This window comes from Bacillus sp. RC240 (assembly GCF_044907945.1).
In the GTDB taxonomy this organism is placed as follows: domain Bacteria; phylum Bacillota; class Bacilli; order Bacillales; family Bacillaceae_G; genus Bacillus_A; species Bacillus_A mycoides.
Genome location: NZ_JBIYCT010000001.1, coordinates 1,365,636 through 1,390,267, shown reverse-complemented (window position 1 = coordinate 1,390,267; position 24,632 = coordinate 1,365,636). Strand labels below are relative to the sequence as shown.

Below are 24,632 nucleotides of genomic sequence, written 5' to 3'. Positions count from 1 at the left end.
ATAAGTAGGAATTTAATTCGTTTTGCAGAATATAATAAGACATAAATATTTTTAGTTGCATACGAAGATTTGTTCTTATATGATAGTAAGTGAAAGCGTTATCAAAAACAGAGCGGCGATGGGAAAGGCGGTTAAATATGTTCCAGCGTGTTCAAACAAAGGAAGAGCATTTTTGGTTCGAGCAACTGTGGGGAGATTTTTGTGAAGAAAGAAACTTAATGTTTGTAGAACGTAATTTAAATCCATCACGATTTTTATTAATAGAAGATGAACATCATATTGGTACAGTAGAATGTATTAAGTTTACAGTACCTGAACAATCAAATTCTGAGTTTTTCTATCCGTTTTCTAAAAATGATTTAGTGAAAGATTTGAAAAATGTGTATGAAATAGGAAAGTTAAGTATTGCGAAAACGTCTCGGGGGAGAGGACATTTCAAAAGGCTGGCAGCTATTTTATTTATGCATGCGTTAGAGACGAAAGCGGAATGGTATATTGCAGCAGTTACAAAAAGAATGTATATGTATTTACTTACACTCGGTTTTCCAATCGAACCGATAGATAGTCCATTCCAGTTTCATGATACTTTACAAGGTGTACCAGTGCGAATTCATGCTCGAAAAGGGGCTACACATCTGTATTCCTTGAAAGAATTCCGTGATATTATTCAAGGGAATGCTCATGCGCAGGCACTTATTGCAGAATACAGTAAAAATATTATGTTAACAAAATGAAAATATATGAATATGTATAGTATGAAGAAGAGTTACTTATTACAGGCATCTGTTTTCATACAAAAAGTAGACCCTTATTCTCAGAATAAGGGTCTAAAATATTATAGTCCAAATATACTAAAAATCATTTTACGACGCTTCGGTTTCTTTTCTCTTTCATATGTTGGTTTTGCATCAGGAGTAATGTATATTGGTTCTTCTTTTTTTAGGGCAGCTTCTAGTTTTTGAATTCGTTCTAACATTTCCTCTATTTCGCGGCGATGTTGTAAAAGTTGGTATGTAACGACATCATTTGCTTTATCTTGCATTTGTTCTTCCATTCGATCTAGTCTTCTCGTAATTGTGGTAAATTGAGCTGTTAATTGCTCAAAATCATTCGATGATGTGTTTTGAGCAATTGTGTTTACTTGAGTTTTTAATTTTTCTACATCATTTGAAGATGGTTTTTGAGTAGTTTGAGAGTTTTGAGGCTGGTCCATTTGAGAGCGATGGTATTCTAACATTAGATCTAAATCACCTTGTGTGAAAATAAAATGACCATATTTATTTTTTTTAATCGTAAGATTTAATTGTTGTGCAATCCGGACAACAGCCTTTGGGCTAACACCTAATTTCTTTGCGATAAATGGTGTTTTATATTCCAAAATAATCCCTCCTATATATATCCTGTTGAATGATTTCTAGTTATGTAGCAAGTTCCCTTCAGGTGTGACAAAAGAAGTGTGGAATCGGCAAAGAAAGTGTTTTTTCACGAAGTTCAGCTGTTTAGCACATACTATTTATATAAATCATTTTTAGTTATCGGAAAATTGGGCTTATTATAGTTTGACGATAATAAGCTAATTAGATTATCATAATTATAAATATCTTTTTTATGTATGCATATAATATATAAAAAGGTGGTTACTAATGTAGAATTTTATTAGAGTATAAGAATGCTTACTTCACTTGAATAAATTTAAGTAGGAGGTGGCTTCCTTGCTTACACTGTAAGTAAGGAAAAGTATTTGGACATATATAGTATAAGTATAGTGATTGTTTTAATTGCCTTAACGGCATTTTTCGTTGCAGCAGAATTTGCAATTGTTAAAGTGAGGAGTTCACGAATTGACTATTTAATTGCAAAAGGAAATAATCGTGCAATATCTGTCAAAACAATCATTACAAACTTAGACGAATATTTATCAGCTTGTCAATTAGGAATAACTGTTACAGCTCTTGGGATTGGGTGGTCTGGTAAACCTGCGCTAAAGCACATGTTTGATGTGTTGTTTGCAAATTGGAACGTCCCTACTCAACTCGCAGACATTTTAGCTATAATTTTAGTATTTTTGTTTATCACATTTTTCCATGTGGTAGTAGGAGAGTTAGCTCCAAAAACATTTGCGATTCAAAAAGCAGAACAAGTGAGTTTCTTTGTTGCTAAGCCACTCATTTTGTTTTATCGTATTGCATTCCCATTCATTTGGATTTTAAATGGATCAGCTCGGTTAATTACAAAGTTTCTTGGGTTGAAACCACCAAAAGGGCATGATGAAGTGCATTCAGAAGAAGAATTGCGGTTGTTAGTTTCAGAAAGTTATAAAAATGGTGAGATTAATCAATCTGAATATAAGTATGTGAATAAAATATTTGAATTTGATGATCGTATTGCGAAAGAAATAATGGTACCACGAACAGAGATGAATATTTTAAATAAAGAAATGCCTGCTGAAGAGGCTTTACAAAAAATGTCTCATGAAAAATATACGAGGTATCCGGTAGTTGATGGTGATAAGGACCATGTAATAGGCTTTGTGAATTTTAAAGATATATTTACAGATTTTGTGAAGCACCGAGTTGTTAGTGAAAAGACAGTGGAGCAATATATTAGGCCAATTATTTTAGTTATTGAATCTATCCCAATTCATGATCTATTTTTAAAAATGCAAAGAGAAAGAACACATATCGCTATATTAATTGATGAATATGGTGGTACATCAGGTCTTGTAACCGTTGAAGATATTTTAGAAGAAATTGTAGGGGATATTCAAGATGAGTTCGATACTGATGAACAACCGGAAATCCAACAAGTTAGTGAGACGAAAACGATTTTAGAGGGAAAAGTACTTGTTAGTGAAGTGAACGCATTATTAGGTTTGACTATTGACGACGATGATGTCGATACGATTGGCGGTTGGATCCTAACAAAAAATATTGAGATTTCCGAGGGTGATACCATTGAGATTGAAAATTATAAATTTTGCGTAAAAAAATTAGATGGACACTATATTAAGAGATTAGAAGTAACGAAACCTTCAGAATCGATTGTTATTGTAGGAGATGAAAAAAAGATTTCGCTCCAAGAACAAATTAGTTCGTAAACTCTGCTTTGTAGCAGAGTTTTTTTGAGCAAAATGTTTTTTGATGTATTAGGGCTATGATACAATTACACAAGTCAGACCTTTCACCAGGTGAAATAAATGAAATGTATTATTGTATACATATATTCGGAAGGAGAACCACTATGAAAAAACATTTATATATAAATGGGGTATGGAAATCAGTAGAGACGTATAAACCATTGTATGCACCATATTCTGAAGAAACATTAGCGGAGATTGCGCAAGGTACAGAAGATGACGTTAAGGAAGCAATAGTTTCGGCCAAAAATGCAATGAAAGAAATGAAAAAATTATCCGCATACGACCGTGCAACTATTTTAGAAAAGGTTGCACAAAAAATGGATGAGAGAAGAGAAGAGTTTGCAGAGATTATCGCAAAAGAAGCTGCAAAACCAATTCGTGCTGCACGGGGAGAAGTAGATCGCACTGTTCAAACATATAAGTTTGCAGCTGAAGAAGCGAAGCGAATATATGGTGAGACGTTACCATTAGATGCTGCACCAGGAGCAGGTGGCCGTATAGCGTATACAATTCGACAACCAATCGGGGTTATTGGTGCTATTACACCGTTTAATTTTCCACTTAATTTAGTAGCACATAAGGTAGGCCCAGCAATTGCGGCTGGAAATACTATTGTGCTAAAGCCTGCCGACCAAACGCCACTTTCTTCGTATGCATTGGTAGAATTATTTGAAGAAGCTGGTTTACCAAAGGGAGCTTTCAATATAATTTCTGGACCTGGATCTGTTGTAGGTGAGGCATTAGTAAAAGATGAGAACGTTGCTAGTATTACTTTTACAGGAAGTCCGAAAGTAGGTATTGGAATTAAGGAAAAAGCCGGGTTGAAACGAGTGACGTTAGAATTAGGATCGAACGCTGCAGTAATTATTGATGAAGATGTTGAATTGACAGACGAAATAATTGAACGTGTAAAATGGGGCGCGTTTGTGAATAATGGACAAGTTTGTATTTCAGTACAACGTGTTTTTGTGCATGAACGCAAAATGGAAGAGTTTATTACAAAATTAACGAAAGCAATGGAAAACGTTGTAGTAGGAGACCCGCTTCATGAAGAAACAGATGTATCAGCACTTATTTCAAAAAAAGATGTAGAACGTATAAATTCATGGGTGGAAGAGGCAGTTAAGGAAGGAGCTAATGTTGTATACGGTGGTAACAAACGTGATGCAAGGATTTTTGAACCAACTGTATTAACAAATGTTCCAGATTATGTATCTGTTCAGTGCCAAGAAGTATTTGGTCCACTTATGACTGTAAATACATTTAAAGAATTTGATGAGGCTTTAGAACAAGTAAATAATTCACGTTATGGATTACAAGCAGGTGTATTTACAAACAATCTATGTAAGGCAATGCGTGCAATTGATGAATTAGAAGTCGGTGGTGTCATGATTAATGATATTCCAACGTTCAGAGTAGATCATATGCCTTATGGCGGTGTGAAAGAGAGTGGAACAGGCCGTGAAGGGATTAAATATGCAATAGAAGAAATGACAGAAATGAAATTAGTGTGTATTAAAAAATAAAGTAGATCGAGCTTAAACACCGCAATAAAAAACGAGCAGGAAATGTTTACGATTCCATACTCGTTTTTTATTGTTTGTTTTACGTTTCTCGGAACGATTACATTTAATCAAGTGTACCTTTTACTTCATTTCTTGTTTGAAAATATCATCTTCGACATAAATATGTTCTTTATCTACAGCAGTGCTATGAGAGAGTACTAAACCGAGTGGTGTTTCAGTACCTTTATTTTGAACAATTGTAAAAGGAATATTTTTTTCAGTTGCTAATTTAATGTATTTTGATAAATGTGGGTAAGCAATGCTTCCATTTAGGAATAGTTGTAATGATTGAGAAGAACGTATGTTACCCGTTACTTCTGTATACACATTACTTTGCATTACTTGACCGATTGTTAAAGCGATTTCTACACGCTCACGTAATGTAGTTAAGTACATATTACGTTCTTCTGGTTTGTTTTGCTTTTGGCCATATATGCCTTCTTGGAGATAGTCTTCCACATTTTTATTTACCATATTTTTCACACCTTTCACTTCTTATTGTACGCAAGAATTAAAAAGGATGCAAAAAAAAGTAGTTTTGAACAGGAAAATAATTTAAAAAATGAGAAGGGAAAGGGATATAGGAATACAACTTATTTAAATAAGAAAGGAAAAATAAATTTTATCAACAGAAATTAACAAAATGTGACAAAAATCTATTAACGAAATGTATTTTTTGTGTTAATATTCAAAATATAAAGGGTATTCGTCGTATGGAAATGGAGGAATGGAGGTTTTTCCAATCGATAAGGATATTAAAGAAGTATTTTGTTCGCACTTGAAAAACAACAGGCACCAATTCGTAGAGAACTGGAAAAACAAAATGATAATTTCCGAAAAAGATCCATTTAAACAAGAGGTAGTTCAAAATGGAGCGAATTTATTAGAGTTAATTATCGAACTTATTATGGAAGATAAAGACATTAATTATCTTCAGCCATTATGTGAGAAAATTGCCATTGAGCGTGCAGGGGCAGATGCGAATATTGGAGATTTTGTTTACAATGCAAATGTGGGAAGAAATGAACTTTTTGAAGCGATGTGCGAATTGGATGTAAGTGCTCGTGAACTGAAACCGATTATGGCCAAAATACATACTTGTTTTGACAAATTAATTTATTATACCGTTTTAAAATACTCAGAAATTATATCGAGAAATTTAGAAGAAAAACAGCAATATATAAATGAAACACATAAAGAAAGGCTTACGATTCTAGGGCAAATGTCGGCTAGTTTTGTACATGAATTTCGTAATCCGCTAACTTCGATTATGGGATTTGTAAAGTTATTGAAGACAGATCACCCTAATCTATCGTATTTAGATATTATTTCACATGAATTAGATCAATTAAATTTTAGGATTTCGCAATTTTTACTTGTATCGAAAAAAGAAATGTGGAATGAATCTGAACGTTTTTTGGTAAATGACTTATTTCAAGATATTATACAATTCTTATATCCAAGTTTAGTTAATGCAAATGTTTTGATTGAAAAGAATTTGCCGTATCCTATTCCACTCGTTGGTTACCGGAGTGAAGTGAAGCAAGTAGTTTTAAATATTTTAATGAATTCGATTGATGCTCTTGAATCGGTGAAAGAAGAGCGGAAAATTATCATTGATGTATTTGAAGAGGATCAGGCTGTTCGCATTGTTATAAAAAATAATGGACCTATGATTCCAGCAGACAATGTAGAGACTATTTTTGAGCCATTTGTAACTACTAAAAAGCTAGGAACTGGTATTGGACTATTTGTATGTAAACAAATTGTAGAAAAACATAAAGGATCCATATTGTGTCGTTCGGATAACGATTGGACAGAATTTCAAATTACGTTTCAAAAGTAAACAGTCTACACCATGCGAATGGTGTAGACTGTTTTAATTTGTAAGTATAACGGTTTCTAATTTTGGATCCTCAGTTGAATAACCAACTATTGAAATTGTGTAAATTGTATTTGGTTCAACGTTGAATTTTGGAATGGTTAATAGTACTTTTTTTGTATCAGCAAGTGAAACTTCAATATCTGCTGTACCAGGGCTAACTTGTAAAAAATCTGTTATTTGCTTAAAGAGTACATTTTCAAATAAATGATCCCCATCTTTTAAATTTACATTTACAACTGGAGTGTCTGGTGAAAAATGTGCAAATCGTATTTTTGCTTGACCAGATGGTAAATGAGTATTATCAAGAATGGGTTGTAATTGGAGATGATTATCGCTATTGACCGCTGCAAGGGTATAAGTGTGATTCCCCATTATTGGTACTAATGCTGAAAATATTGGAGTTTCGTTTCCGACAGGGACAATATCAATACGGTATTTACCTTGCACTAATGATAAATACGGACTGAATTGTTTAAAAGAAATATTTTTAATAACCTTTTGTCCGTTTATTATAATATCAACTGCTGGTGTATGGGGAGCTGTGTGGAAGATTCTCATATGTGACGGTAAAGTCGCTTCTTGTGAATCTCTCTTTTCATATGCTTGTACAAGTTTTGTAATTGCATCATAGTATTTCATATAGAGTTCTACATATCTTTTAGGATTGCTATATTGATAGTAACGAGCGAGCTGTTCGTAACGTGCAGCTTCTTGGCCGTATTTTTCAATTTCGGATTGAGTCATGAACATTCCTCCTTTATCATCATTACAAATATATGCGAAGCTAGAAAGAGGTTATGCAAAAAACTTGCCTTTCTAGAAGGAAAAGTTTAAATGGGGATTTTTTTATTTATAGGCAAACACACATACAAATCGATAATTGTCCTACATAAATTATAAAGGAAAGGTAGTTTGACTTTGATGGAAGGAGTGGAACCATTGGGATGGGGATATCCCCATAGTTATTGGGAATGAAGTTATGGAGGATTTGGTGCTATAGGCTGTGGGACGAATTATGGATTTGTATTATGAGTATTTCTATTAATTTTAGTGATGCGTTGGATAAGGTAATACCGATAAAAGAGCGTCGTGCCGAACTGATTAATGTGGTTAATCGGTTCTTTTTTTATTGTTCTAAACAGGTGGTACTATTTGTTAAGAAATAGTTATGATAAATGAGGCGAAGTAAAATGTCGAATTTTGTTTGAAAATATGCAATATAAAGTAGGATAATAGGAAGGAGAATAACGGGAGTTTCGTCGAAGTTTACACAATGTCAGCAATTGAGGAAAGTTGATATTATATTTAAAAAATATTCAATTTGCTGTTATCTTAAATCAGGAAGGGGTATTTAAGCGTACAGGTAGGGTTGGTCTTCATTTTCAGTTCTGAATTTTCTGTTTTTAAAATGATATTTAGCAGTCATTTGTATATTTTATAATAGTTTTTTGATAAATTCACTGCTTTTGCAGAGGATTCTTTTTTATGAAAGAAACGTCAATTTTCTTCATATACATATACAAATTGGAGAAATGGGGGAGCGCTATGCGCGATTACTTAATTAAACCACTTGTTGGTCAGCCGTATCCGATGATTTCACATGGAAAAGGCGTGTATTTGTATGATCAAAACGGAAATAAATATTTTGATGGTTCGTCTGGAGCGATTACGGCAGGTATTGGACATGGCGTAGCAGAGATAGCAGAAGTTATAAAAAAACAGGCAGAGGAGATCGCTTTCGTTTATAGATCACAGTTTACGAGTGAACCAGCTGAAAAATTAGCGAAGAAGTTAAGTGATTTATGTGTAGGAGATTTGAACTGGAGCTTTTTTGTGAATAGTGGTACGGAAGCAAATGAAACAGCTATGAAAATCGCAATTCAGCATTTTCAGGAGCGTGGCATTCAAGGGAAACATAAAATTTTGTCACGGTGGATGAGCTATCACGGGATTACAATGGGAGCTTTATCTATGTCTGGGCATCCACTGCGCAGACAACGTTTCGTTTCTATTTTGGAAGATTATCCGACTATTCCAGCTCCATACTGTTTTAGATGTCCTGTACAAAAGGTATATCCAACATGTCAACTTTCTTGTGCGACTGAACTAGAAAGAGCGATTGATCGAATTGGTGCAGAACATATTGCAGCTTTTATTGCTGAACCGATTATCGGAGCTGCTGGAGGAGCGGTTGTCCCACCGAAAGAATACTATAAAGTAATTAAAGATATTTGTAGTCATTACGATATATTATTTATTGCGGATGAAGTAATGACTGGACTTGGTCGTACTGGTGCATGGTTTGCGATGGAGCACTGGGGTGTAGAACCGGATATTATGACCCTTGGTAAGGGGCTAGGAGCAGGTTATACACCAATGGCAGCAACAGTTGTAAGTGACCGTGTTATGGAGCCAATTTTACGTGGATCACGTTCTGTAATGAGCGGGCATACGCTTAGTGCAAATCCATTGTCTGCAGCAACGGCTTTAGCTGTTATTGAATATATGGAGAAACATAATTTACCTGAAAAAACAGCAGAAAAGGGAGAGTATTTATTAAAAGGTTTACAGAAAGTTCAACAACAATCGACAATCATTGCCGATGTTCGTGGAAAAGGATTGCTAATTGGAATAGAATTGCAACCGTTTACAAAAGCGTCGGAGCTTATTTCAGTTGCTGCTAAAAATGGACTGCTCTTATACCAAGCTGTTTCAGGGCAAGCAGGAAAAGAGGATAGTGCACTGCTTGTTGCACCACCAATGACAACTACATATTCCGAGTTAGATGAATTACTTTCAATTTTTGTAAAGAGCGTGGAAGAGATGATGCAAAAAGGAGGGCATAGTATCGCATGACAACTATTACAAATACATTCGGTAAATTAAAAGAAATAGAGGAAGTAATTTCTTTGTTCCATGATGATATGACATTAATGTTTGGGGGATTTGGAGGAATCGGATCCCCTCCATCTTTAATTCAAGCTGTTTTAGATAAAGGCATTACAAATTTAAATTTAATAGGAAATGATACTGGATTTCCTGATGTAGGAATCGGTCGTCTTGTTACGAATGAAAGGGTTAAATCTTTAGTTACTTCTCATATTGGGTCAAATCCAAATGCGGGAAGACAATTAAATGAAGGAAGATTGCAAATTGAATTCTCTCCGCAAGGAACACTCGCAGAGCGTATTCGCGCTGGTGGTGTAGGGCTTGGTGGTATTTTAGTTGACGTTGGTGTTGATACGATTGTAGAAGAAGGAAAGCGTACAGTTGAAATGAATGGAAAGACATATTTAGTTGAAACAGCTTTAACGGCTGAAGTCGCAATTGTATATGCGAAAAAAGCGGATCCGTTTGGCAATCTTGTATTTGATAAAAGTGCTCGTAATATGAATCCACACGTAGCTATGGCTGGTGACATAACGATTGTAGAAGCAGAAGAAATTGTTCCACTTGGAAGTTTAGATCCAGAAGAAATTGTCGTCCCAGGTGTATTTGTAAATTATATCGTGCCATCGGAAGGAGTGAATTGGAAATGGGTATGGGCGTAGAAGTAAGAGATAAGATTGCAAGACGTGCAGCGAAAGAAATTCAGAATGGTATGCTTGTAAATTTAGGTATTGGAATTCCATCGCTTGTACCGAATCATTTGCCAGAAGATATGAATGTTATGTTTCATGCGGAAAACGGTATTGTTGGTATGGGACCAACGCCAAGTAAAGGGAATGAAGATGAGAATTTATGTAACGCAGCTGGTTTACCAACATCTCTTATTACAGGAGCAAGTTATTTTGATAGTTGCATGGCGTTTGGCATGATTCGAAAAGGATTACTTGATGTTACGATACTTGGTTCGTTACAAGTAAGTGAAAATGGTGATTTAGCCAACTGGATTGTACCAGGAAAACGCGTTCCAGGTATTGGAGGAGCGATGGATTTAGCGCAAAAAGCGAAGCGGGTCGTTGTTGTGATGAATCATGTTGATAAATACGGAAATGCAAAGATTGTTTCGGAATGTACATTGCCATTAACTTCGAAAAAATGTGTAGATTTAATTATTACAGACATGGCTGTCATGGAAGTGACCCAAAGAGGACTTGTCTTACAAGAATTAATGAGTCCATATACTGTAGAAGATGTAAAACGACATACGACAGCTGATTTTCATATAAGCTCAAATTTACTAGTAATTGAATGAGGGGAGTTGTAATATATGGAGCAATTAAAAAAACAAGTTTGTGATTATATTGAGGGTCATGAAGAAGAGAGTGTAAAATTTTTAACACGATTAATTCAAGAAAAGAGCGTATCTGGTGATGAAAGTGGTGCGCAGGCAATTGTTATTGAAAAGTTGCGTGAGTTAGGTCTAGATCTTGATATTTGGGAGCCTGCTTTTAATGAAATGAAAGATCACCCTTATTTCGTATCACCTCGTACAAGTTTTACAGATAGCCCGAATATTGTAGCGACTTTAAAAGGAAGTGGCGAAGGGAAATCTATGATTTTAAACGGGCATATTGATGTCGTGCCAGAAGGGGATGTAAATCAGTGGGACCATCATCCATATAGTGGAGAGAAAATAGGAAACCGCATATATGGACGTGGAACAACAGATATGAAAGGCGGCAATGTTTCACTTATGCTTGCGATGGAAGCGATTATTGAATCTGGTATTGAACTAAAAGGGGATATACATTTTCAAAGTGTAATAGAAGAAGAGAGCGGTGGGGCAGGAACATTAGCTGCTATTTTACGAGGATATAAGGCAGATGGCGTTATTATTCCTGAGCCGACGAATATGAAGTTTTTTCCGAAACAACAAGGATCAATGTGGTTTCGTCTACATATAAAAGGAAAAGCAGCACACGGTGGTACACGTTATGAAGGAGTAAGTGCAATTGAAAAAAGTATGTTTGTTGTAGAGCATTTGAGAAAATTAGAAGAGAAGAGAAATGGTCGAATTACAGATCCGTTATTTAAGGGGATTCCGATTCCAATTCCAATTAACGTTGGGAAAATTGAAGGGGGAAGCTGGCCAAGTTCTGTTCCCGATTCATTAATTTTAGAAGGAAGATGTGGTATTGCGCCGAATGAGACTATAGAGGCAGCAAAAGAAGAGTTTGAGGGCTGGATTGGTGAATTAAAAGATGTGGATAGTTGGTTTGTAAAAAATCCTGTAGAAGTAGAATGGTTTGGGGCTAGATGGGTTCCTGGTGAACTAGAAGAAAATCATCCACTTATTACAACGCTTCAACATAACTTTGTTGAAATCGAAGGGAACGAGCCGATTATAGAAGCTTCGCCATGGGGAACAGATGGAGGTTTGTTCACACAAATAGCTAACGTACCCACGATAGTATTTGGTCCAGGAGAGACGAAAGTAGCACACTATCCAAACGAATATATAGAAGTTGATAAAATGATTGCTGCCGCAAAAATAATTGCATGTACATTACTAGATTGGTGTGAGGTGAAAAAATGAAATACTATGAATCTTTTAGTGAACAGACAAAGCATTATACAGTAGAAGGGGTTTTAGATTATTTTAATAAACGTATTAGAGTTGATCACTATACAGGAAATGTTGAAAGCATCATACAAACAATCGAGGAATTAGCAAAGAAACATTCTTTCACTAAATGTATTATTAAAGGAAAGGGAGAGCATGTTTCAACATGGCTCTCTTTCGGTTTCTTACTGGAAGCAACGATACCTCATTATTTTCAAGGGCACGATGCGCACTTCTTCGTGAAATATCATAATGATGAAAGACGAAATAGTATTCATTGGACTGAGGAAGATACTATTTTAAGTGGTGTAAAAGAAAAAGAAGTGAAAGAAAAAATAGTCCCAGAGGAATTTGTGTTAAGAAAAGCGACAGAAGAGGATGCGGAAGAATTAGCAATTGTCTTTGGAAAAGTATTTGAAGTTTATCCGACACCTTTAAATGATGGGAATTATGTAAAGCAGACGATGAAGGAAGACGATACAATTTACTATGTTTATGAATTCGAGGGGAAAATTATTAGTACAGCATCTGCTGAAATGAACGTGAAAGAAGGTAATGCAGAATTAACGAATTGTGCTACATTACCTGAATATCGAAAACATGGTTTCATGAAAAGTCTGTTAATTAAATTGGAGGAAGAGCTCCAAGAAAAATCTATTTTTTGTTCTTATACAATTGCTCGCTCGCTATCTTTCGGTATGAATGCAGCCTTTCATCAATTAGGCTATACATATACGGGAAGGCTTGCGAATAATTGCTACATTTTTGATAAGTTGGAAGATATGAATATATGGGTGAAAGATTTATCAAGCTATTCGAAAGCAGTAAGACTCCCGCCTCAAAATTCGGCTGTAAAGCAAAGAAGTTAGGTGGGAGTCGGGTTAATAATAAAGCCCCACTGATTAAAGTTTCACTTAACCATAAATAAGCAATAAAAATATATATACATTTCATCAAAATAATAGAACGGAATCGTCATGCTTATAATCGCGCAGAGGGTGCCGGAAATTCGGCGTTGAATTTGCTGGATTTTCGGCAAAAGGGGGGATGACATTGCTAGCAGTTTCGACACAGGAAGTCATTGAAGCGATTTTGGGCAGTATAGATGAGGCCATACATGCAGTAGATGAAAATGGGATTACAATATTTTATAATACAGTTGCTGCAAAACATGATGGATCTAAAATTGAAAATGTGCTAGGAAAGCATTTATTAGAAGCATTCCCGTCATTATCCAGAGAAACAAGTACGTTGATGAAAGTATTAGATACAAAAAAACCAATCGTACACCAAGTTCAACATTACCAAAATTTAAATGGGGAAGACGTTTGTACGGTCAATACAACGTTACCTATTTTAATAGATGGAAATATTGCTGGTGCTGTAGAAATTGCGAAAGATTATTCTACTATTCAAAAGCTTACTGATACGATTGTAGATCTACAATCGAAAATAAAACGATCGACTAGCAAAAAAACGGTGAAAAAGCATGTTGCATTCGAGACAATTGTAACTGATGATTCCCGCTTTAAACAGACGAAAGAGTTAGCACAAAAAGTAGCGCCAACCGATGCGAATGTTTTAATATATGGTGAAACTGGAACGGGGAAAGAGCTATTTGTGCAAGCGATTCATGAAGCTTCTAAACGAAAAAATAAGCCGTTTATTGCACAAAACTGTGCAGCTTTGCCAGAGTCGCTATTAGAAAGTTTGCTGTTTGGCACGACAAAAGGTAGTTATACAGGGGCAATCGAACGAGCAGGATTATTTGAACTTGTAGATGGAGGGACATTATTTTTAGATGAACTGAATTCAATGCCGCTTGATTTACAAGCAAAAATGCTACGTGTATTAGAAGATGGAGTTATTCGTCGCATTGGTGATAATAAGACGAGAAAAGTAGATGTTCGCGTTATTACTGCAATGAATCAGCCTCCAGAAGTATGTTTAAGAGAAAATAAAATTCGCACTGATTTATACTATCGATTAAATGTGTTTTCATTATATATCCCGCCGCTTCGCGAAAGAACTGAGGATGTACTGTTATTAGCGTCTTACTTTTTGAAAGAATATAATAAAAGTTATAGAAAAGGTGTACTTCAAATTGATAAGGAAGCGAAAGAAAGATTACAAGCTTATCAATGGCCTGGAAATGTTCGTGAGTTAAAGCATACGATTGAACATGCTGTCATTATTACAGAAGGGAATTCGTTAACAGCAAATTGCTTGCCACGAACATTTCGGAAAGAGAAACTTCCGAAGAAGAAAAGTATATTACCGCTTAGGGAAGCTCTTCATCAAATGGAAAAGGAATTAATAGATCAAGCGTTAATTGAAACGGAAGGGAATATTTTGCAAGCAGCAAAAATGTTAGGTATTCCGCGTCAAACGCTTCAATATAAACTGAGCAAGTACGACAAAACCGCCGAATAATCGGCGGTTTTTGTGTGTTTGCACCAATAAAAGAGCGTTTACATATATAACAAGTAATGAATATGATAGTAAATATCATTTTAGTACAGCACTTAAAAATATTTATTCTCTTATATAATAGGGTATTTCTCGCATTTACTTATCAAGAATATGAAGTTGGCATAATTATTGCTTATATAAAGGATGAGCGTATAAAAAGGGGGAATAGCAATGTTACATGATGTATACAAACCAAATCGTCACTGGAAGGATATTGAATTATGGAAAGATGTTACAGAAGAACAATGGAATGATTGGGTTTGGCAATTAACGAATACGATCAAAACTTTAGATGATTTAAAGAAAGTAATTAACTTAACACCTGACGAAGAAGAAGGCGTTAAAATTTCAACGAAAACGATCCCGTTAAACATTACACCGTACTATGCTTGGCTAATGAATCCTGATGACCCACGCTGTCCGATTCGGATGCAATCAGTACCGATTTCGGAAGAGTTATATAAAACAAAATATGATTTAGAAGATCCCCTTCATGAAGATGAAGATTCACCAGTTCCAGGACTAACTCATCGTTATCCAGACCGTGTACTATTTTTAGTAACGAATCAATGTTCTATGTATTGTCGTTACTGTACACGTCGTCGTTTTAGTGGACAAATTGGAATGGGCGTACCGAAAAAGCAATTAGATGATGCGATTGCTTATATTAGTGAAACACCACAAGTACGTGACGTTTTAATTTCTGGCGGTGATGGACTTCTAATTAATGATAAAATTTTAGAATATGTATTAAAGAATTTACGAGCAATCCCGCATGTTGAGATTATTCGTATCGGAACGAGAGCACCAGTTGTATTCCCACAGCGTATTACAGAAAACCTGTGTAACATAATTAAAAAATACCATCCAGTATGGTTAAATACTCATTTTAACACTTCTATTGAGATTACAGAAGAATCGAAACTAGCATGTGAAATGCTTGCAAATGCAGGTGTTCCAATTGGAAACCAAGCTGTAATTTTAGCTGGAATTAATGACAGCGTTCCAATTATGAAAAAACTTATGCATGATTTAGTGAAAATTCGTGTTCGTCCATATTACATTTATCAATGTGATTTATCAGAAGGTATCGGTCATTTCCGTGCACCAGTTTCGAAAGGTCTTGAAATTATTGAAGGCTTACGTGGACATACGTCTGGTTATGCAGTACCAACTTTCGTTGTCGATGCACCGGGTGGAGGCGGAAAAATTGCGCTTCAGCCAAACTATTTAATTTCACAAAGTGCGGATAAAGTTGTTCTTCGTAACTTTGAAGGGGTTATTACAACGTATCCAGAACCAGAAAACTATATCCCAGGAAGAGCAGAAGGCTACTTTAAAGAAATTTATCCGACTTATGAAGAGAAACGCTCTGATATCGGCGTTGCAGGATTGATGAGTGATAAGAAATTTAATCTTGTTCCAGATGATTTACAACGTATGAATCGCCGCAAAGATTATGAAGTCAATGAAACGCATGCTTCTTTAAAAGATAAACGTGATAAGCGTGATCAATTAAAAGATAAAAAATATCAAGCACAAATAGCAAAGTTAGATGATGACAAAAAAAATGAGGGTGACGTAGTATGAATTGTATGTGGTGTGACAGTACAGAAGCGAAAGAAAGCTTGAATACTGTATATTGGGAATTACCAGATGGTACGAAAGCCATTGAAATCCAAGAGACACCATGTATTACTTGTTCCTCATGTGGAATGGACTATCAAGCAGACCATACTGTAAAAGAAATTGAAGATCAGTTGTTTTTAATTTATACGAAAGATTTGCCAAAACAACTAACATACGAAGAGTTGATGGGAAGACCACGTTTATTAAAAAGGAATTATTTCGACTTCTAACCAGCTTTTATGCTGGTTTTTTTCTTTTTTGCCTTGTATAATGTACCCAAGTTAGAAAGGTAGGGAATATTTTTGAAAAAGACATTTTACCATTATATGATGAAGCACCGTGCAGCTTTATTTAAAAATGAAATATCAGATTTAGCAGAGGCGATGTATGATGATTTAAGTTTTCCGAAGCAATCTGAAGACTATGATGTAATTAGTTCATACTTAGAGTTAAGTGGAATGCTAGAAAGTATGTCTATATTTGATGATGCATGGGATTTATATATACAAGAGAGATAACGATATGAAGTTTTAGGGAAATGAAAGCATAATGAATACATTACTTTGAAAGAAGTGAAGTATTCATTATGCTTTTTTATTTACAATACGTCTTGCTGTTAGAACATAAATGAAAAGTGAAAGCTAGTTTAAATACTAGCTTTTTTAAGTTATATACAAATTCTACTTTTTTATTGAAAAAATTTATGAATATAAGCTTCTGTGATAAGCGTTTTTATGTAGGTTGCATATACTGTTATCAAAATCACGACGTTTAAAAAAGGAGAGATATTGATGGCAAGGAAAAAACAACCTAAATATAACGTAGGAGACATAGTCGTGATTACGCTATATGGAACCGTTGGGAAAGTTACAAATATGAAAGTTTTAGATGGAGTTTACGTATACGAAGTAAATAATCACGATGGATTTTATGTAGAACAAACTTTGCAGCATGTTACAGAGCAAGAAATGAAAAAGGGCGACACAGAGTGGATTGAATTAAATTATAACTTTACGTTTGGTGATCTCGTGCAAGTAACTGGATATGATAAAGATGTTTTTCGTATTGTTGGTTTTCGTACAGAAGTATGGAGATATAAAAATGATGCATGGGAAGATACTATATATGAATTGTCACGAATTACTGATGGTGAATGGTTAGAAGCTGATGAATCAGATTTAACATTACTTGCCAATGCACAAACGGCAAATGCAATTTTGAAGAAAATGAAACAAGATAAAGCTGGTATGAATAAATTGGATTTAGGAAAATTGAAGTCGATTAACAATTCGAAAAAAGTAAGTGTAAAGACGAATCGCCAAGAAATTATTGATGGGTTATTAGATATTTATAATGATTATCATTTATTATTCGATACATTTAAAGATGAAGAATATAAAATTGTTATGGATGTTGTTCAAAATTATTTAGTTAAATTGACAGAGAAAAAATAGTTAACTAGAAAGAGAGAATAAATTGAACAACAACATATGCAGTATAAGGTATGCCTACAATTATTAAAAAAATAAAAAGCCATTTAATAAGAGAGTCTGCCCATTGATCTTCATGCATGAACTCTTCTTTTGTTTGCCCTACTTCTTGATCTACTTCATATTGGTATTCCATTATTATTTCCCCCTTTGGATAGCTTGTACTAACATCGTATGCCCTTTACCTACATGATATGACTTATAAAAAAAGAAAAACTATTTTTCTAATCTCATATACATAATTTTGAGATTTTTTCATAAAACAGAAATAAAGGAGTGATGCTCATGAAGGAAATTGAAGTCGTAATTGACACGGAAGAGATTGCGGAGTTTTTTTATGAGCGACTAATTGAAAGAGGGTACGTTCCAAAAAGAGAAGAAATTGAGGACCTGGCAGATATTACATTTGAGTATTTATTAGAGAAATGCATGATTGATGAAGTTTTTGATGAAGAGGAAGATTGAAAGTAACGGCGGGCTTAACTCGTCGTTTTTTACTCTTTACAAACTTGTCACAAATATAGACAAGAATTGTTGGTATAATTAAAAGAAAATTTTATACAAGAGGTGAAGGGATGTTCAAAAAAATTATTGATTCTTTATTAGGAAAGAAAAAACATCGTTCGTATTCAAGTAGTGATTATCGTCAAAGAGGGCGCTCTTATTCAAGTAGCGACTATAAACGACGTTCATCTGGTTATGGGCATCAGCATTATAAAAGAAAACGTAAAAGCCGTAGCTTCTTTTCAAGTAGCTGATGAAATGGCGTCGTATACTAGCTTTATTTGATAGACCACTGCGAAAAAATACAATAGTTGCAGAGCGTTATAAGATTGAATCAGTAATTGGAATGGGCAGTTATGGGGTTACATATGTCGTTAATGATTTACAAATAAATAAATATAAAGTCTTAAAACAATTAAGGCAAAGTAAACAAAGATATGAGTCTGGTAGAAAATCATTTGAGCAAGAGAAAGTGATTTTACAAACATTAAATCATGCGTCAATTCCTAAGCTACATGACCATTTCATATGGGAGAAAAAGAACTTTTTTGTGATGGAGTATATGCCGGGGGAAAATTTCGAAGATCATATTTTCTTAGATGGGCAAGTATATGATGAACGTGAAGTTTTTGAAATTTTATATGAAGTACTAGGAATTGTTTCGTATTTTCATAGTAAAGGTATCATTCACCGAGATTTACGTATTCCAAACATATTAATGAAAGAAAATCAGATTAGTATTATTGATTTTGGATTGGCTAAATTGAAAGGTGAGGGTGATGAGCGAGCTATAACTTATGAAGGTGAACAAGCTTTGATGCGAGAAGTTCACTTTCGTAGCGACTTTTATGCGCTCGGTCATTTCGTATTATTTTTATTGTATGCTAGTTATGAAGCGACTGAAAAAAAGGAAAAACCTTGGTATGAAGAGTTAGCGCTGGAAGAATATAATCGCGACATGCTGATGCGAATGTTACAAATGAAAGCGCCATACTATGAAAATGTACAAGATTTGAAAAAAGATGTAGCTTACGCTTTAGAAAGGATGGAGACCCCATGTTTCAAAAGTTTTTAGCAAGCGTTGGAATTGGAAGTGCAAAAGTAGATACTGTTCTTGAAAGAGATGAGTATACAGTTGGAGAAGAGATAGTAGGGAAGGTTCATATAACTGGAGGTTCAGTTAGCCAAGAAATTGAAAGCATTTACTTAACGTTGTCGACGTCATATGTAAGAGAAGTGGATGATAAAAAAGTAACTGCATCGTATGATTTAGAGCGAGTTCGTTTAACAGATCCATTTTCTGTAGAGCCAAATGAAAAAGTGGAAATTCCATTTTCGTTTTTAATGCCAATTGAAGCACCACTAACACTTGGAATGAAAACGGTTTGGGTTCATACAGGTCTTGATATTAAACGTAGTATTGATCCAAGTGACCGTGATTATATTCAAGTATTGCCGAATGCGCTATTGAACAGTGTATTAAATAGTGTAAATCAATTAGGTTTTAAAGCGCGTCATATAGAATGCGAAGAATTACCGTATCGATTACGTAAGCAAGTTCCATTCGCACAAGAATTTGAGTTTATTCCAGTTTCCGGAGAGTATTATGGGAAATTAGATGAATTAGAATTATTAATTTTGCCAAGTGCCCACGATCAATTAGAAATTATTATGGAAGTAGATAGAAAATCACGTGGATTGGCTGGTTTATTCGCAGAAGCACTTGATCTTGATGAGAAGGTTATTCGCTTTACAGTAACAAACGAAGATATTCCAACGATGCAGCAAAAAATTAACAATAATATTTTTTAATAAACTATGCATAAAAAAGAAATGGAGAGGAAAACTAAAACAACCGCTCCATTTTTTTGCATAGTGAGGTTATGTATGTGAAACGATACCGACATTTATACTTGTTAAGTTGTACACTACTCATTTGTTTTGTCGCACTATCACTTTCGTATCATACCGCTTGTATTGAAAAATTTGATAATGTAGTCGCACACTTTATTCAAAGTTCCCGAAACGAGTATTTGACAACCTATTTTACTTGGGTGTCCTTTATCGGTTCAAAAAGAATATATTTCCCGTTACTCATTATACTTGTAATGTATTTTCTTCTTAGAAAAAAAATATTAAGTGCATTACTTCTAACAATTAATTATTACGGATCACGTTATTTGAACAGTATGCTCAAACTATGGTATGAACGAGCACGACCTGATGTGACGCAGCTTGTTACAGCAACTGGATATAGCTTTCCGAGCGGTCATACGATGAATGCTACTGCTTTTTTAGGATTTATTGCATACGTCACAATTACAGAAGATCGTATTTCATTGCATAAAAAGTTGCTGATTATTTTTATAGCAAGCTTCGTTGTATTATCTATTTCAGTTAGCCGAATTTATCTTGGCGTGCACTATCCATCTGACATATTAGCCGGATGGGCAGCGGGCGGTAGCTGGCTCGTTTTATGTATTATATTTCATAAGGCGTTCATTAAAAAAGAACCTATGTCATAATAGGTTCTTTTTGCATGGGCTCCACATGAATATGAGCATGGTAAATTCCGAATTTTTTTCGAAGCATATCTTCAATATTGTCAGTAATACAATGGCTTTCGCTAACATCCATTCGAGCATCTACTTCAATTGTAATATCCACATACGTTTGGTTCCCATACATACGAGCACGAATATCTACAATATGTTCTACACCTGAAATATGCCCTATAGCATCAGCGTATTCATCCATTTTTTCAGGATCAATTCCATCTGTTAGCATATGAGAAGCTTCTACGAAAATTTCCCACGCGGTCTTACAAATAATAAGACCGACAAGTAAAGCGGCAATAGGGTCCAAAATAGGCATTTGGAACTGTGCTCCGACTATACCTACTACTGTACCAATACTTACAAGAGCATCTGATAAATTATCTTTTGCAGCAGCTTCTAATGATTTACTTTTTGTTCGCATTGCAATCTTTTTCGTATACTTGTATACACCGTACATAACGACAGCAGAAAATAAAGCCACCCATGCAGCAAGTACATTAGGTGCTGCTTGTTTCGGATTGAAAAACGATTGAATTGCACTAATAACAACTTCTAATCCGACCGTTGCCATAATAAAGGAAGCAACAAGTGATGCGATTTGTTCTGCACGCGAATGCCCATATGGATGATCTGGGTCACGAGGCTTACGAGAAATTTTCAGGCCAATTAATATTGCTAAAGAAGCACCAATATCCGTTAAGTTATTCAAACCGTCAGCACGTAATGCACTAGAGAGGGTAATATAACTGATGATGATTTTCATAGAGGATAAAAATATGTAGGCTATAATGCTGACAATAGCACCTTTATCAGCTTCTTTATGAGAAAGAGAATCCATTTTAATCACTCGCCTTTCTACAAGGAATTTCTTTCTATACATAGAGTATCAAACGAAACTCGTGTGGGTCTATACAAACATTGTTGACGTTTTATAGCTTTTTAAGAAGGGGATAACAAAGTTTCGTTAAGGAAAAATATGTTGAAAAGTACAAAGTAGAAATTTATCCCGCTATTTGAGGGCAGTAAGACCCCCACCTCAAAATTCAGTTGGAGCAAAGAAGTTAGGCGGGAGTCGGGCTGCCCGTAAACGCCCGATTGGTGAAGGCTAATAATCAGTGGGGGATGAACAAAAACCCCACTGATTAAGGTTTCACTTTATTAAACAATTAATGATGATTATGGCAAATGGAAAGAGGGCGAGAATAATGATTCTCAAAATTTTTTTCATATATATTTTTCGCAAAATGACTCTTTGTAATTCCTCATGTGAGTAATATATAAGAAATGATAACAAAATTCTTCAATAAGAAGGGGAGAAAGCATTATAATATTCACTTTCCAGAAAGAGACAAAGGCAAAGAATAATTTGAAAACGAAAAAAACCTCTGATGATTTTTCAGAGGTTTTTCGTTTCTTAGTATGCTTCTAAAAACTCAGTAACTTGCTCTTCCGTTTTTGCATTTGCACTATGTAAGTGACCTAACTTTTCGCCATTTTGATATACAAGTAGGCTTGGAATACCCATTACTTGATACTCTTCAGCAATACTTGGGAACTCATCTTTATTAATAGAATACCATTCAAATTTATTGAACTCTTCCATTACATCTCCGATAAAGTTGTCCATACGCACGCAATCTGGGCACCATGTAGTAAAGAACTTAACAACTACTGGCTCCTCGCTTGCGATGATGTCTTTGAATTCTTGTTCAGCTTTGATTTCTTTCATGTTTTTGTTGCTCCTTTTTCACTTATAATATTTGGGGTTATTTAGGCGGTGTTTTTGCCTAGAAACGAAAACTTCTAACAAAAGTTTTTCTTTCCGAATAATTCGTTTGCAAATTGATCCACCGCAGTTTCCTGAAGTCCTGGTACAACATGTGAGTAGGTTTCCAATGTGATGCCTACTCTTTTATGTCCTAATCGTTCACTCACAATCTTCGGATGTATACCTTGCTTTAACATAATCCTCAGATCATGGAACCGAATATCAGGAACCTCACTTTTCTTTATAAGCTTTTTCAGGAGCTGTGTCAAACTTCTGAAACGGCAGACCAAATCGTAGTCATTATAGCTTTCATCATATCGCTCTTTTTCCTCAGAGATTTTTTGCAGATGGTCATTTAGTGCCATTAAAGTAATGTCAGGTAAAATCAGCAATCTCTTTCCATTGTAGACCTAAGGTTTCACCTTTACGCATTCCACATGTAATAGTAAGAAGATAAGCGATATAATAACGGTTTTCTTTTGCATGTTCTAAAAAACGAAGATCTTCTTCATCGGTTAAAAAAACAGGGGGTTAACGCTGATTTAGTGGAGAGAGCTCATTATATCACTCTTTCGGAGGAGGTGAGTTAGGATGCGGAAATGGTGAAAGAAACTATTTTCGAAAAAACGCCCACCCTGCATTGTTCGTGAGGAACAAGAAGGTGAGCTTCAATTAAACGAAACTGATAGGATCTGTGAAAATTGTGCCCAAATTATGCATGGAAAAGGTATTGAAAGAGATGAATAGTACTCTTTACATCTTATTCCATATATAACAAAGCTGGTTAGCTTCTGATTCAAGTGCTATTAAATGATCATTATTAATAGAGTTATTCGTATACATTCTGTTCTTTTGGATGTTAAGAACCGTATAATTCACATCGTTATGTTCATTTGAAAATGTCGATTCGTTTAATAATGTCAGCGTTGAGTTGATGTTGTATTTATCAATTCGCTCTTTTTTTCCTTTGAAAAACAGTTTGATAAGATGCGGCTCATCATTAATGAGCAAACCGAGTTCAGGTGATGAGCGGACGATTAAATCATCTGATATCCAATGTGATTTACCTGGATCGAACCAAGAGACGTCTTTGTTTTTAATAAATTTTTTGTACTGTTTTATGACATCAATGTAGTTTTGCTTTTTCTTCTGATCAACCGTTTGCACTAATGTTTCGAAACATTCAAAAGGTAGTTCGTTTTGATGAAATTTAATAACAGTATCTCGTAATTGTTTCCAGTAATCAAAAGCTGGTTGGTATTCCGGTTGAGATTTTAGATTTTTCACAAAGTTTGTTTTAGCTGCACTACTTTTTAGTGTGAAGTCTAAAAATTGTGTAAGTCCTACTTTAATTTCTGCCATATTACACCCCCTTTTCAAACATTACTAATTCGATAATGGAAAGGAAAATCCTGCATTTTTTAAGGAGGTGAGCTAGATGCTAGAAAACCCGATGTCCATGCACAATGGCTATGGTAAAGCTGATCCACAGGAGCAAGAAGGTATCATGACAACGTCTATCGATGCCGAAAAGTTACAAGATGCCATAAGTCGATTCCAAGCGTACGGGATTTAAAGGTACAACGCAGAAATGCAATCCTGCAGCATCCTGAATACCCGTGGATGCTTGCAAATGTAGACCGATTGATTGTCGGTGAAAAGATTGGCCTTGAATGCGGAAAATCGCCGGAATATTTCGGGAAAGAGTGAGGGTGAAAAGAAGGAAGGTGAACAAAAACGCTATTTGAATAAAAGCTAGTGGACTAGTTTTTAACACTCACTGAAATTAAGAATCATAACATACTTTGTAATAACTTATATGGAAGTGAGTTGAATAATAATGTTTTATTCATATTTTGATACCCGAGATAGAATGCGTCCGTATGGTACGGCGGGTATTACGTATAGCGGAGCACAAACTACAATTCAAGCTGTTCAACAAGCGTTACAAGCACAGCAGCAAATGCAACAAATACAGCAAGGCATACAACCGTACTATCCATCTATGGAGTATTATTACCCAATGCATCATATTACACCATACGGAATTTCTGTTTCAACAATTCCATATGGAACTGTATACAATTTATAAAAATATGCGGGGGAATAAATT

General features: G+C 35.0%; 29 protein-coding genes and 1 pseudogene. 22 read left to right on the top strand and 8 right to left on the bottom strand.

Annotated features, from left to right (window positions below):
- Positions 1–137 precede the first annotated feature (137 nt).
- A complete protein-coding gene (locus ABH955_RS07110; RefSeq protein WP_002085820.1) occupies positions 138–734 on the top strand; it encodes a hypothetical protein in 597 nt (198 codons plus the stop codon).
- 101 nt (positions 735–835) lie between these two features.
- Here the strand turns inward: ABH955_RS07110 and racA are convergent, their stop codons facing one another.
- Positions 836–1,378 carry a chromosome-anchoring protein RacA gene (gene racA / locus ABH955_RS07105; protein ID WP_002189514.1) on the bottom strand — a complete coding sequence of 181 codons (543 nt, stop codon included), beginning with the start codon at positions 1,376–1,378 and terminating at the stop codon, positions 836–838.
- A 363-nt stretch (positions 1,379–1,741) separates the two neighbouring features.
- Here racA and ABH955_RS07100 point away from each other — a divergent pair, with 363 nt between their 5' ends.
- Complete coding sequence (locus ABH955_RS07100; protein ID WP_002127238.1) at positions 1,742–3,097, top strand: hemolysin family protein; 1,356 nt, start codon at positions 1,742–1,744, stop codon at positions 3,095–3,097.
- 143 nt (positions 3,098–3,240) lie between these two features.
- Entirely contained in the window at positions 3,241–4,665 is a 1,425-nt protein-coding gene (locus ABH955_RS07095) for an aldehyde dehydrogenase family protein (RefSeq protein WP_002085816.1), read from the top strand.
- Between the two features lie 120 nt (positions 4,666–4,785).
- Here ABH955_RS07095 and ABH955_RS07090 read toward each other — a convergent pair whose 3' ends face one another.
- Positions 4,786–5,178: a YueI family protein gene (locus tag ABH955_RS07090; protein WP_404491010.1), complete on the bottom strand. Its 393-nt coding sequence runs from the start codon at positions 5,176–5,178 to the stop codon at positions 4,786–4,788.
- Positions 5,179–5,431: 253 nt separating this feature from the next.
- On the opposite strand from ABH955_RS07090, the gene ABH955_RS07085 reads away from it, so the two are divergent.
- Positions 5,432–6,550 (top strand): BA2291 family sporulation histidine kinase, encoded by a 1,119-nt coding sequence (locus tag ABH955_RS07085; RefSeq protein ID WP_002065228.1) that lies wholly within the window; start codon positions 5,432–5,434, stop codon positions 6,548–6,550.
- A gap of 33 nt (positions 6,551–6,583) precedes the next feature.
- Here the strand turns inward: ABH955_RS07085 and ABH955_RS07080 are convergent, their stop codons facing one another.
- Positions 6,584–7,333, bottom strand: coding sequence for a DUF4397 domain-containing protein (locus tag ABH955_RS07080; RefSeq protein ID WP_002012659.1), 750 nt, complete (start codon positions 7,331–7,333; stop codon positions 6,584–6,586).
- A gap of 801 nt (positions 7,334–8,134) precedes the next feature.
- On the opposite strand from ABH955_RS07080, the gene ABH955_RS07075 reads away from it, so the two are divergent.
- The 10 genes from ABH955_RS07075 (at position 8,135) to ABH955_RS07030 (ending at position 17,653) form a co-directional block, all read left to right on the top strand.
- Positions 8,135–9,445: an aspartate aminotransferase family protein gene (locus ABH955_RS07075; protein ID WP_033708325.1), complete on the top strand. Its 1,311-nt coding sequence runs from the start codon at positions 8,135–8,137 to the stop codon at positions 9,443–9,445.
- Positions 9,442–10,140: an acetate CoA-transferase subunit alpha gene (gene atoD / locus ABH955_RS07070; protein WP_002085805.1), complete on the top strand. Its 699-nt coding sequence runs from the start codon at positions 9,442–9,444 to the stop codon at positions 10,138–10,140. The genes ABH955_RS07075 and atoD overlap by 4 nt, the downstream gene beginning before the upstream one ends.
- Entirely contained in the window at positions 10,125–10,787 is a 663-nt protein-coding gene (locus ABH955_RS07065; RefSeq protein WP_002127246.1) for a CoA transferase subunit B, read from the top strand. The genes atoD and ABH955_RS07065 overlap by 16 nt, the downstream gene beginning before the upstream one ends.
- A 15-nt stretch (positions 10,788–10,802) precedes the next feature.
- On the top strand, positions 10,803–12,071 hold the full coding sequence (locus tag ABH955_RS07060; RefSeq protein ID WP_002012655.1) for a peptidase: 1,269 nt from the start codon (positions 10,803–10,805) through the stop codon (positions 12,069–12,071).
- Entirely contained in the window at positions 12,068–12,967 is a 900-nt protein-coding gene (gene ablB, locus ABH955_RS07055; protein ID WP_404491009.1) for a putative beta-lysine N-acetyltransferase, read from the top strand. Before ABH955_RS07060 ends, ablB begins: the two co-directional genes overlap by 4 nt.
- Positions 12,968–13,145: 178 nt before the next feature.
- The gene (rocR, locus tag ABH955_RS07050) at positions 13,146–14,531 is read left to right on the top strand and encodes an arginine utilization transcriptional regulator RocR (RefSeq protein WP_087955290.1); all 1,386 of its coding nucleotides are present in this window, start codon (positions 13,146–13,148) and stop codon (positions 14,529–14,531) included.
- Between the two features lie 210 nt (positions 14,532–14,741).
- Positions 14,742–16,160 carry a lysine 2,3-aminomutase gene (gene kamA, locus ABH955_RS07045; RefSeq protein WP_002012651.1) on the top strand — a complete coding sequence of 473 codons (1,419 nt, stop codon included), beginning with the start codon at positions 14,742–14,744 and terminating at the stop codon, positions 16,158–16,160.
- A complete protein-coding gene (locus tag ABH955_RS07040; RefSeq protein ID WP_002085797.1) occupies positions 16,157–16,429 on the top strand; it encodes a YokU family protein in 273 nt (90 codons plus the stop codon). Before kamA ends, ABH955_RS07040 begins: the two co-directional genes overlap by 4 nt.
- A 72-nt stretch (positions 16,430–16,501) precedes the next feature.
- Positions 16,502–16,717 (top strand): YozE family protein, encoded by a 216-nt coding sequence (locus tag ABH955_RS07035; RefSeq protein WP_002085796.1) that lies wholly within the window; start codon positions 16,502–16,504, stop codon positions 16,715–16,717.
- Positions 16,718–16,990: 273 nt separating this feature from the next.
- A complete protein-coding gene (locus ABH955_RS07030) occupies positions 16,991–17,653 on the top strand; it encodes a hypothetical protein (protein WP_002012647.1) in 663 nt (220 codons plus the stop codon).
- Positions 17,654–17,657: 4 nt separating this feature from the next.
- Here ABH955_RS07030 and ABH955_RS07025 read toward each other — a convergent pair whose 3' ends face one another.
- Positions 17,658–17,825, bottom strand: coding sequence for a DUF3930 family protein (locus ABH955_RS07025; protein ID WP_000456534.1), 168 nt, complete (start codon positions 17,823–17,825; stop codon positions 17,658–17,660).
- Positions 17,826–17,974: 149 nt separating this feature from the next.
- On the opposite strand from ABH955_RS07025, the gene ABH955_RS07020 reads away from it, so the two are divergent.
- The 5 genes from ABH955_RS07020 to ABH955_RS07000 all read left to right on the top strand — a co-directional run bounded on the left by ABH955_RS07020 (position 17,975) and on the right by ABH955_RS07000 (position 20,718).
- Positions 17,975–18,154 (top strand): YozD family protein, encoded by a 180-nt coding sequence (locus ABH955_RS07020; protein WP_002012644.1) that lies wholly within the window; start codon positions 17,975–17,977, stop codon positions 18,152–18,154.
- 110 nt (positions 18,155–18,264) lie between these two features.
- Positions 18,265–18,447, top strand: a complete 183-nt coding sequence (locus tag ABH955_RS07015) for a hypothetical protein (protein ID WP_002085792.1) — start codon at positions 18,265–18,267, stop codon at positions 18,445–18,447.
- Positions 18,447–19,268: a serine/threonine protein kinase gene (locus ABH955_RS07010; RefSeq protein WP_215552352.1), complete on the top strand. Its 822-nt coding sequence runs from the start codon at positions 18,447–18,449 to the stop codon at positions 19,266–19,268. The genes ABH955_RS07015 and ABH955_RS07010 overlap by 1 nt, the downstream gene beginning before the upstream one ends.
- Positions 19,250–20,005 carry a sporulation protein gene (locus ABH955_RS07005; RefSeq protein ID WP_215552351.1) on the top strand — a complete coding sequence of 252 codons (756 nt, stop codon included), beginning with the start codon at positions 19,250–19,252 and terminating at the stop codon, positions 20,003–20,005. Before ABH955_RS07010 ends, ABH955_RS07005 begins: the two co-directional genes overlap by 19 nt.
- A 77-nt stretch (positions 20,006–20,082) precedes the next feature.
- A complete protein-coding gene (locus ABH955_RS07000; protein WP_215552350.1) occupies positions 20,083–20,718 on the top strand; it encodes a phosphatase PAP2 family protein in 636 nt (211 codons plus the stop codon).
- Here ABH955_RS07000 and ABH955_RS06995 read toward each other — a convergent pair.
- From ABH955_RS06995 to ABH955_RS06980, 4 genes are all read right to left on the bottom strand, one after another.
- Positions 20,708–21,589 (bottom strand): cation diffusion facilitator family transporter, encoded by an 882-nt coding sequence (locus ABH955_RS06995; RefSeq protein WP_002085782.1) that lies wholly within the window; start codon positions 21,587–21,589, stop codon positions 20,708–20,710. The two genes, ABH955_RS07000 and ABH955_RS06995, sit on opposite strands and share 11 nt — an antisense overlap.
- A gap of 576 nt (positions 21,590–22,165) precedes the next feature.
- Positions 22,166–22,480: a thioredoxin family protein gene (locus tag ABH955_RS06990; protein ID WP_002012639.1), complete on the bottom strand. Its 315-nt coding sequence runs from the start codon at positions 22,478–22,480 to the stop codon at positions 22,166–22,168.
- Positions 22,481–22,554: 74 nt separating this feature from the next.
- Positions 22,555–22,911 carry a site-specific integrase gene (locus ABH955_RS06985; protein ID WP_215552349.1) on the bottom strand — a complete coding sequence of 119 codons (357 nt, stop codon included), beginning with the start codon at positions 22,909–22,911 and terminating at the stop codon, positions 22,555–22,557.
- A gap of 361 nt (positions 22,912–23,272) precedes the next feature.
- Positions 23,273–23,881, bottom strand: a complete 609-nt coding sequence (locus ABH955_RS06980; RefSeq protein WP_002012636.1) for a hypothetical protein — start codon at positions 23,879–23,881, stop codon at positions 23,273–23,275.
- A gap of 76 nt (positions 23,882–23,957) precedes the next feature.
- Here ABH955_RS06980 and ABH955_RS06975 point away from each other — a divergent pair, with 76 nt between their 5' ends.
- The 3 genes and pseudogenes from ABH955_RS06975 (at position 23,958) to ABH955_RS06965 (ending at position 24,611) form a co-directional block, all read left to right on the top strand.
- A complete protein-coding gene (locus tag ABH955_RS06975) occupies positions 23,958–24,095 on the top strand; it encodes a hypothetical protein (RefSeq protein ID WP_002127259.1) in 138 nt (45 codons plus the stop codon).
- Positions 24,092–24,226, top strand: a pseudogene (locus ABH955_RS06970) (YqaJ viral recombinase family protein); the annotation flags it as partial. The gene ABH955_RS06975 and the pseudogene ABH955_RS06970, both read left to right, overlap by 4 nt.
- Before the next feature lie 133 nt (positions 24,227–24,359).
- Entirely contained in the window at positions 24,360–24,611 is a 252-nt protein-coding gene (locus ABH955_RS06965; protein WP_002127261.1) for a DUF3947 family protein, read from the top strand.
- Positions 24,612–24,632: the final 21 nt, after the last annotated feature.

Excerpts from the sequence above, each read along its gene's own strand:
- atoD (WP_002085805.1), top strand. The coding sequence starts at position 9,442 with ATGACAACTATTACAAATACATTCGGTAAATTAAAAGAAATAGAGGAA.
- ABH955_RS06990 (WP_002012639.1), bottom strand. The coding sequence starts at position 22,480 with ATGAAAGAAATCAAAGCTGAACAAGAATTCAAAGACATCATCGCAAGC.
- ABH955_RS07040 (WP_002085797.1), top strand. The coding sequence starts at position 16,157 with ATGAATTGTATGTGGTGTGACAGTACAGAAGCGAAAGAAAGCTTGAAT.
- ABH955_RS07015 (WP_002085792.1), top strand. The coding sequence starts at position 18,265 with ATGTTCAAAAAAATTATTGATTCTTTATTAGGAAAGAAAAAACATCGT.
- ABH955_RS06995 (WP_002085782.1), bottom strand. The coding sequence starts at position 21,589 with ATGGATTCTCTTTCTCATAAAGAAGCTGATAAAGGTGCTATTGTCAGC.
- ablB (WP_404491009.1), top strand. The coding sequence starts at position 12,068 with ATGAAATACTATGAATCTTTTAGTGAACAGACAAAGCATTATACAGTA.
- ABH955_RS07030 (WP_002012647.1), top strand. The coding sequence starts at position 16,991 with ATGGCAAGGAAAAAACAACCTAAATATAACGTAGGAGACATAGTCGTG.
- ABH955_RS07080 (WP_002012659.1), bottom strand. The coding sequence starts at position 7,333 with ATGACTCAATCCGAAATTGAAAAATACGGCCAAGAAGCTGCACGTTAC.
- rocR (WP_087955290.1), top strand. The coding sequence starts at position 13,146 with ATGACATTGCTAGCAGTTTCGACACAGGAAGTCATTGAAGCGATTTTG.
- ABH955_RS07075 (WP_033708325.1), top strand. The coding sequence starts at position 8,135 with ATGCGCGATTACTTAATTAAACCACTTGTTGGTCAGCCGTATCCGATG.
- ABH955_RS07005 (WP_215552351.1), top strand. The coding sequence starts at position 19,250 with ATGTTTCAAAAGTTTTTAGCAAGCGTTGGAATTGGAAGTGCAAAAGTA.
- ABH955_RS07065 (WP_002127246.1), top strand. The coding sequence starts at position 10,125 with ATGGGTATGGGCGTAGAAGTAAGAGATAAGATTGCAAGACGTGCAGCG.
- ABH955_RS07090 (WP_404491010.1), bottom strand. The coding sequence starts at position 5,178 with ATGGTAAATAAAAATGTGGAAGACTATCTCCAAGAAGGCATATATGGC.
- ABH955_RS07085 (WP_002065228.1), top strand. The coding sequence starts at position 5,432 with ATGGAGGTTTTTCCAATCGATAAGGATATTAAAGAAGTATTTTGTTCG.
- ABH955_RS07020 (WP_002012644.1), top strand. The coding sequence starts at position 17,975 with ATGAAGGAAATTGAAGTCGTAATTGACACGGAAGAGATTGCGGAGTTT.
- ABH955_RS07095 (WP_002085816.1), top strand. The coding sequence starts at position 3,241 with ATGAAAAAACATTTATATATAAATGGGGTATGGAAATCAGTAGAGACG.
- ABH955_RS07060 (WP_002012655.1), top strand. The coding sequence starts at position 10,803 with ATGGAGCAATTAAAAAAACAAGTTTGTGATTATATTGAGGGTCATGAA.
- kamA (WP_002012651.1), top strand. The coding sequence starts at position 14,742 with ATGTTACATGATGTATACAAACCAAATCGTCACTGGAAGGATATTGAA.
- ABH955_RS07110 (WP_002085820.1), top strand. The coding sequence starts at position 138 with ATGTTCCAGCGTGTTCAAACAAAGGAAGAGCATTTTTGGTTCGAGCAA.
- ABH955_RS06975 (WP_002127259.1), top strand. The coding sequence starts at position 23,958 with ATGCTAGAAAACCCGATGTCCATGCACAATGGCTATGGTAAAGCTGAT.
- ABH955_RS06980 (WP_002012636.1), bottom strand. The coding sequence starts at position 23,881 with ATGGCAGAAATTAAAGTAGGACTTACACAATTTTTAGACTTCACACTA.
- ABH955_RS06965 (WP_002127261.1), top strand. The coding sequence starts at position 24,360 with ATGTTTTATTCATATTTTGATACCCGAGATAGAATGCGTCCGTATGGT.
- ABH955_RS07025 (WP_000456534.1), bottom strand. The coding sequence starts at position 17,825 with ATGGAATACCAATATGAAGTAGATCAAGAAGTAGGGCAAACAAAAGAA.
- ABH955_RS07010 (WP_215552352.1), top strand. The coding sequence starts at position 18,447 with ATGAAATGGCGTCGTATACTAGCTTTATTTGATAGACCACTGCGAAAA.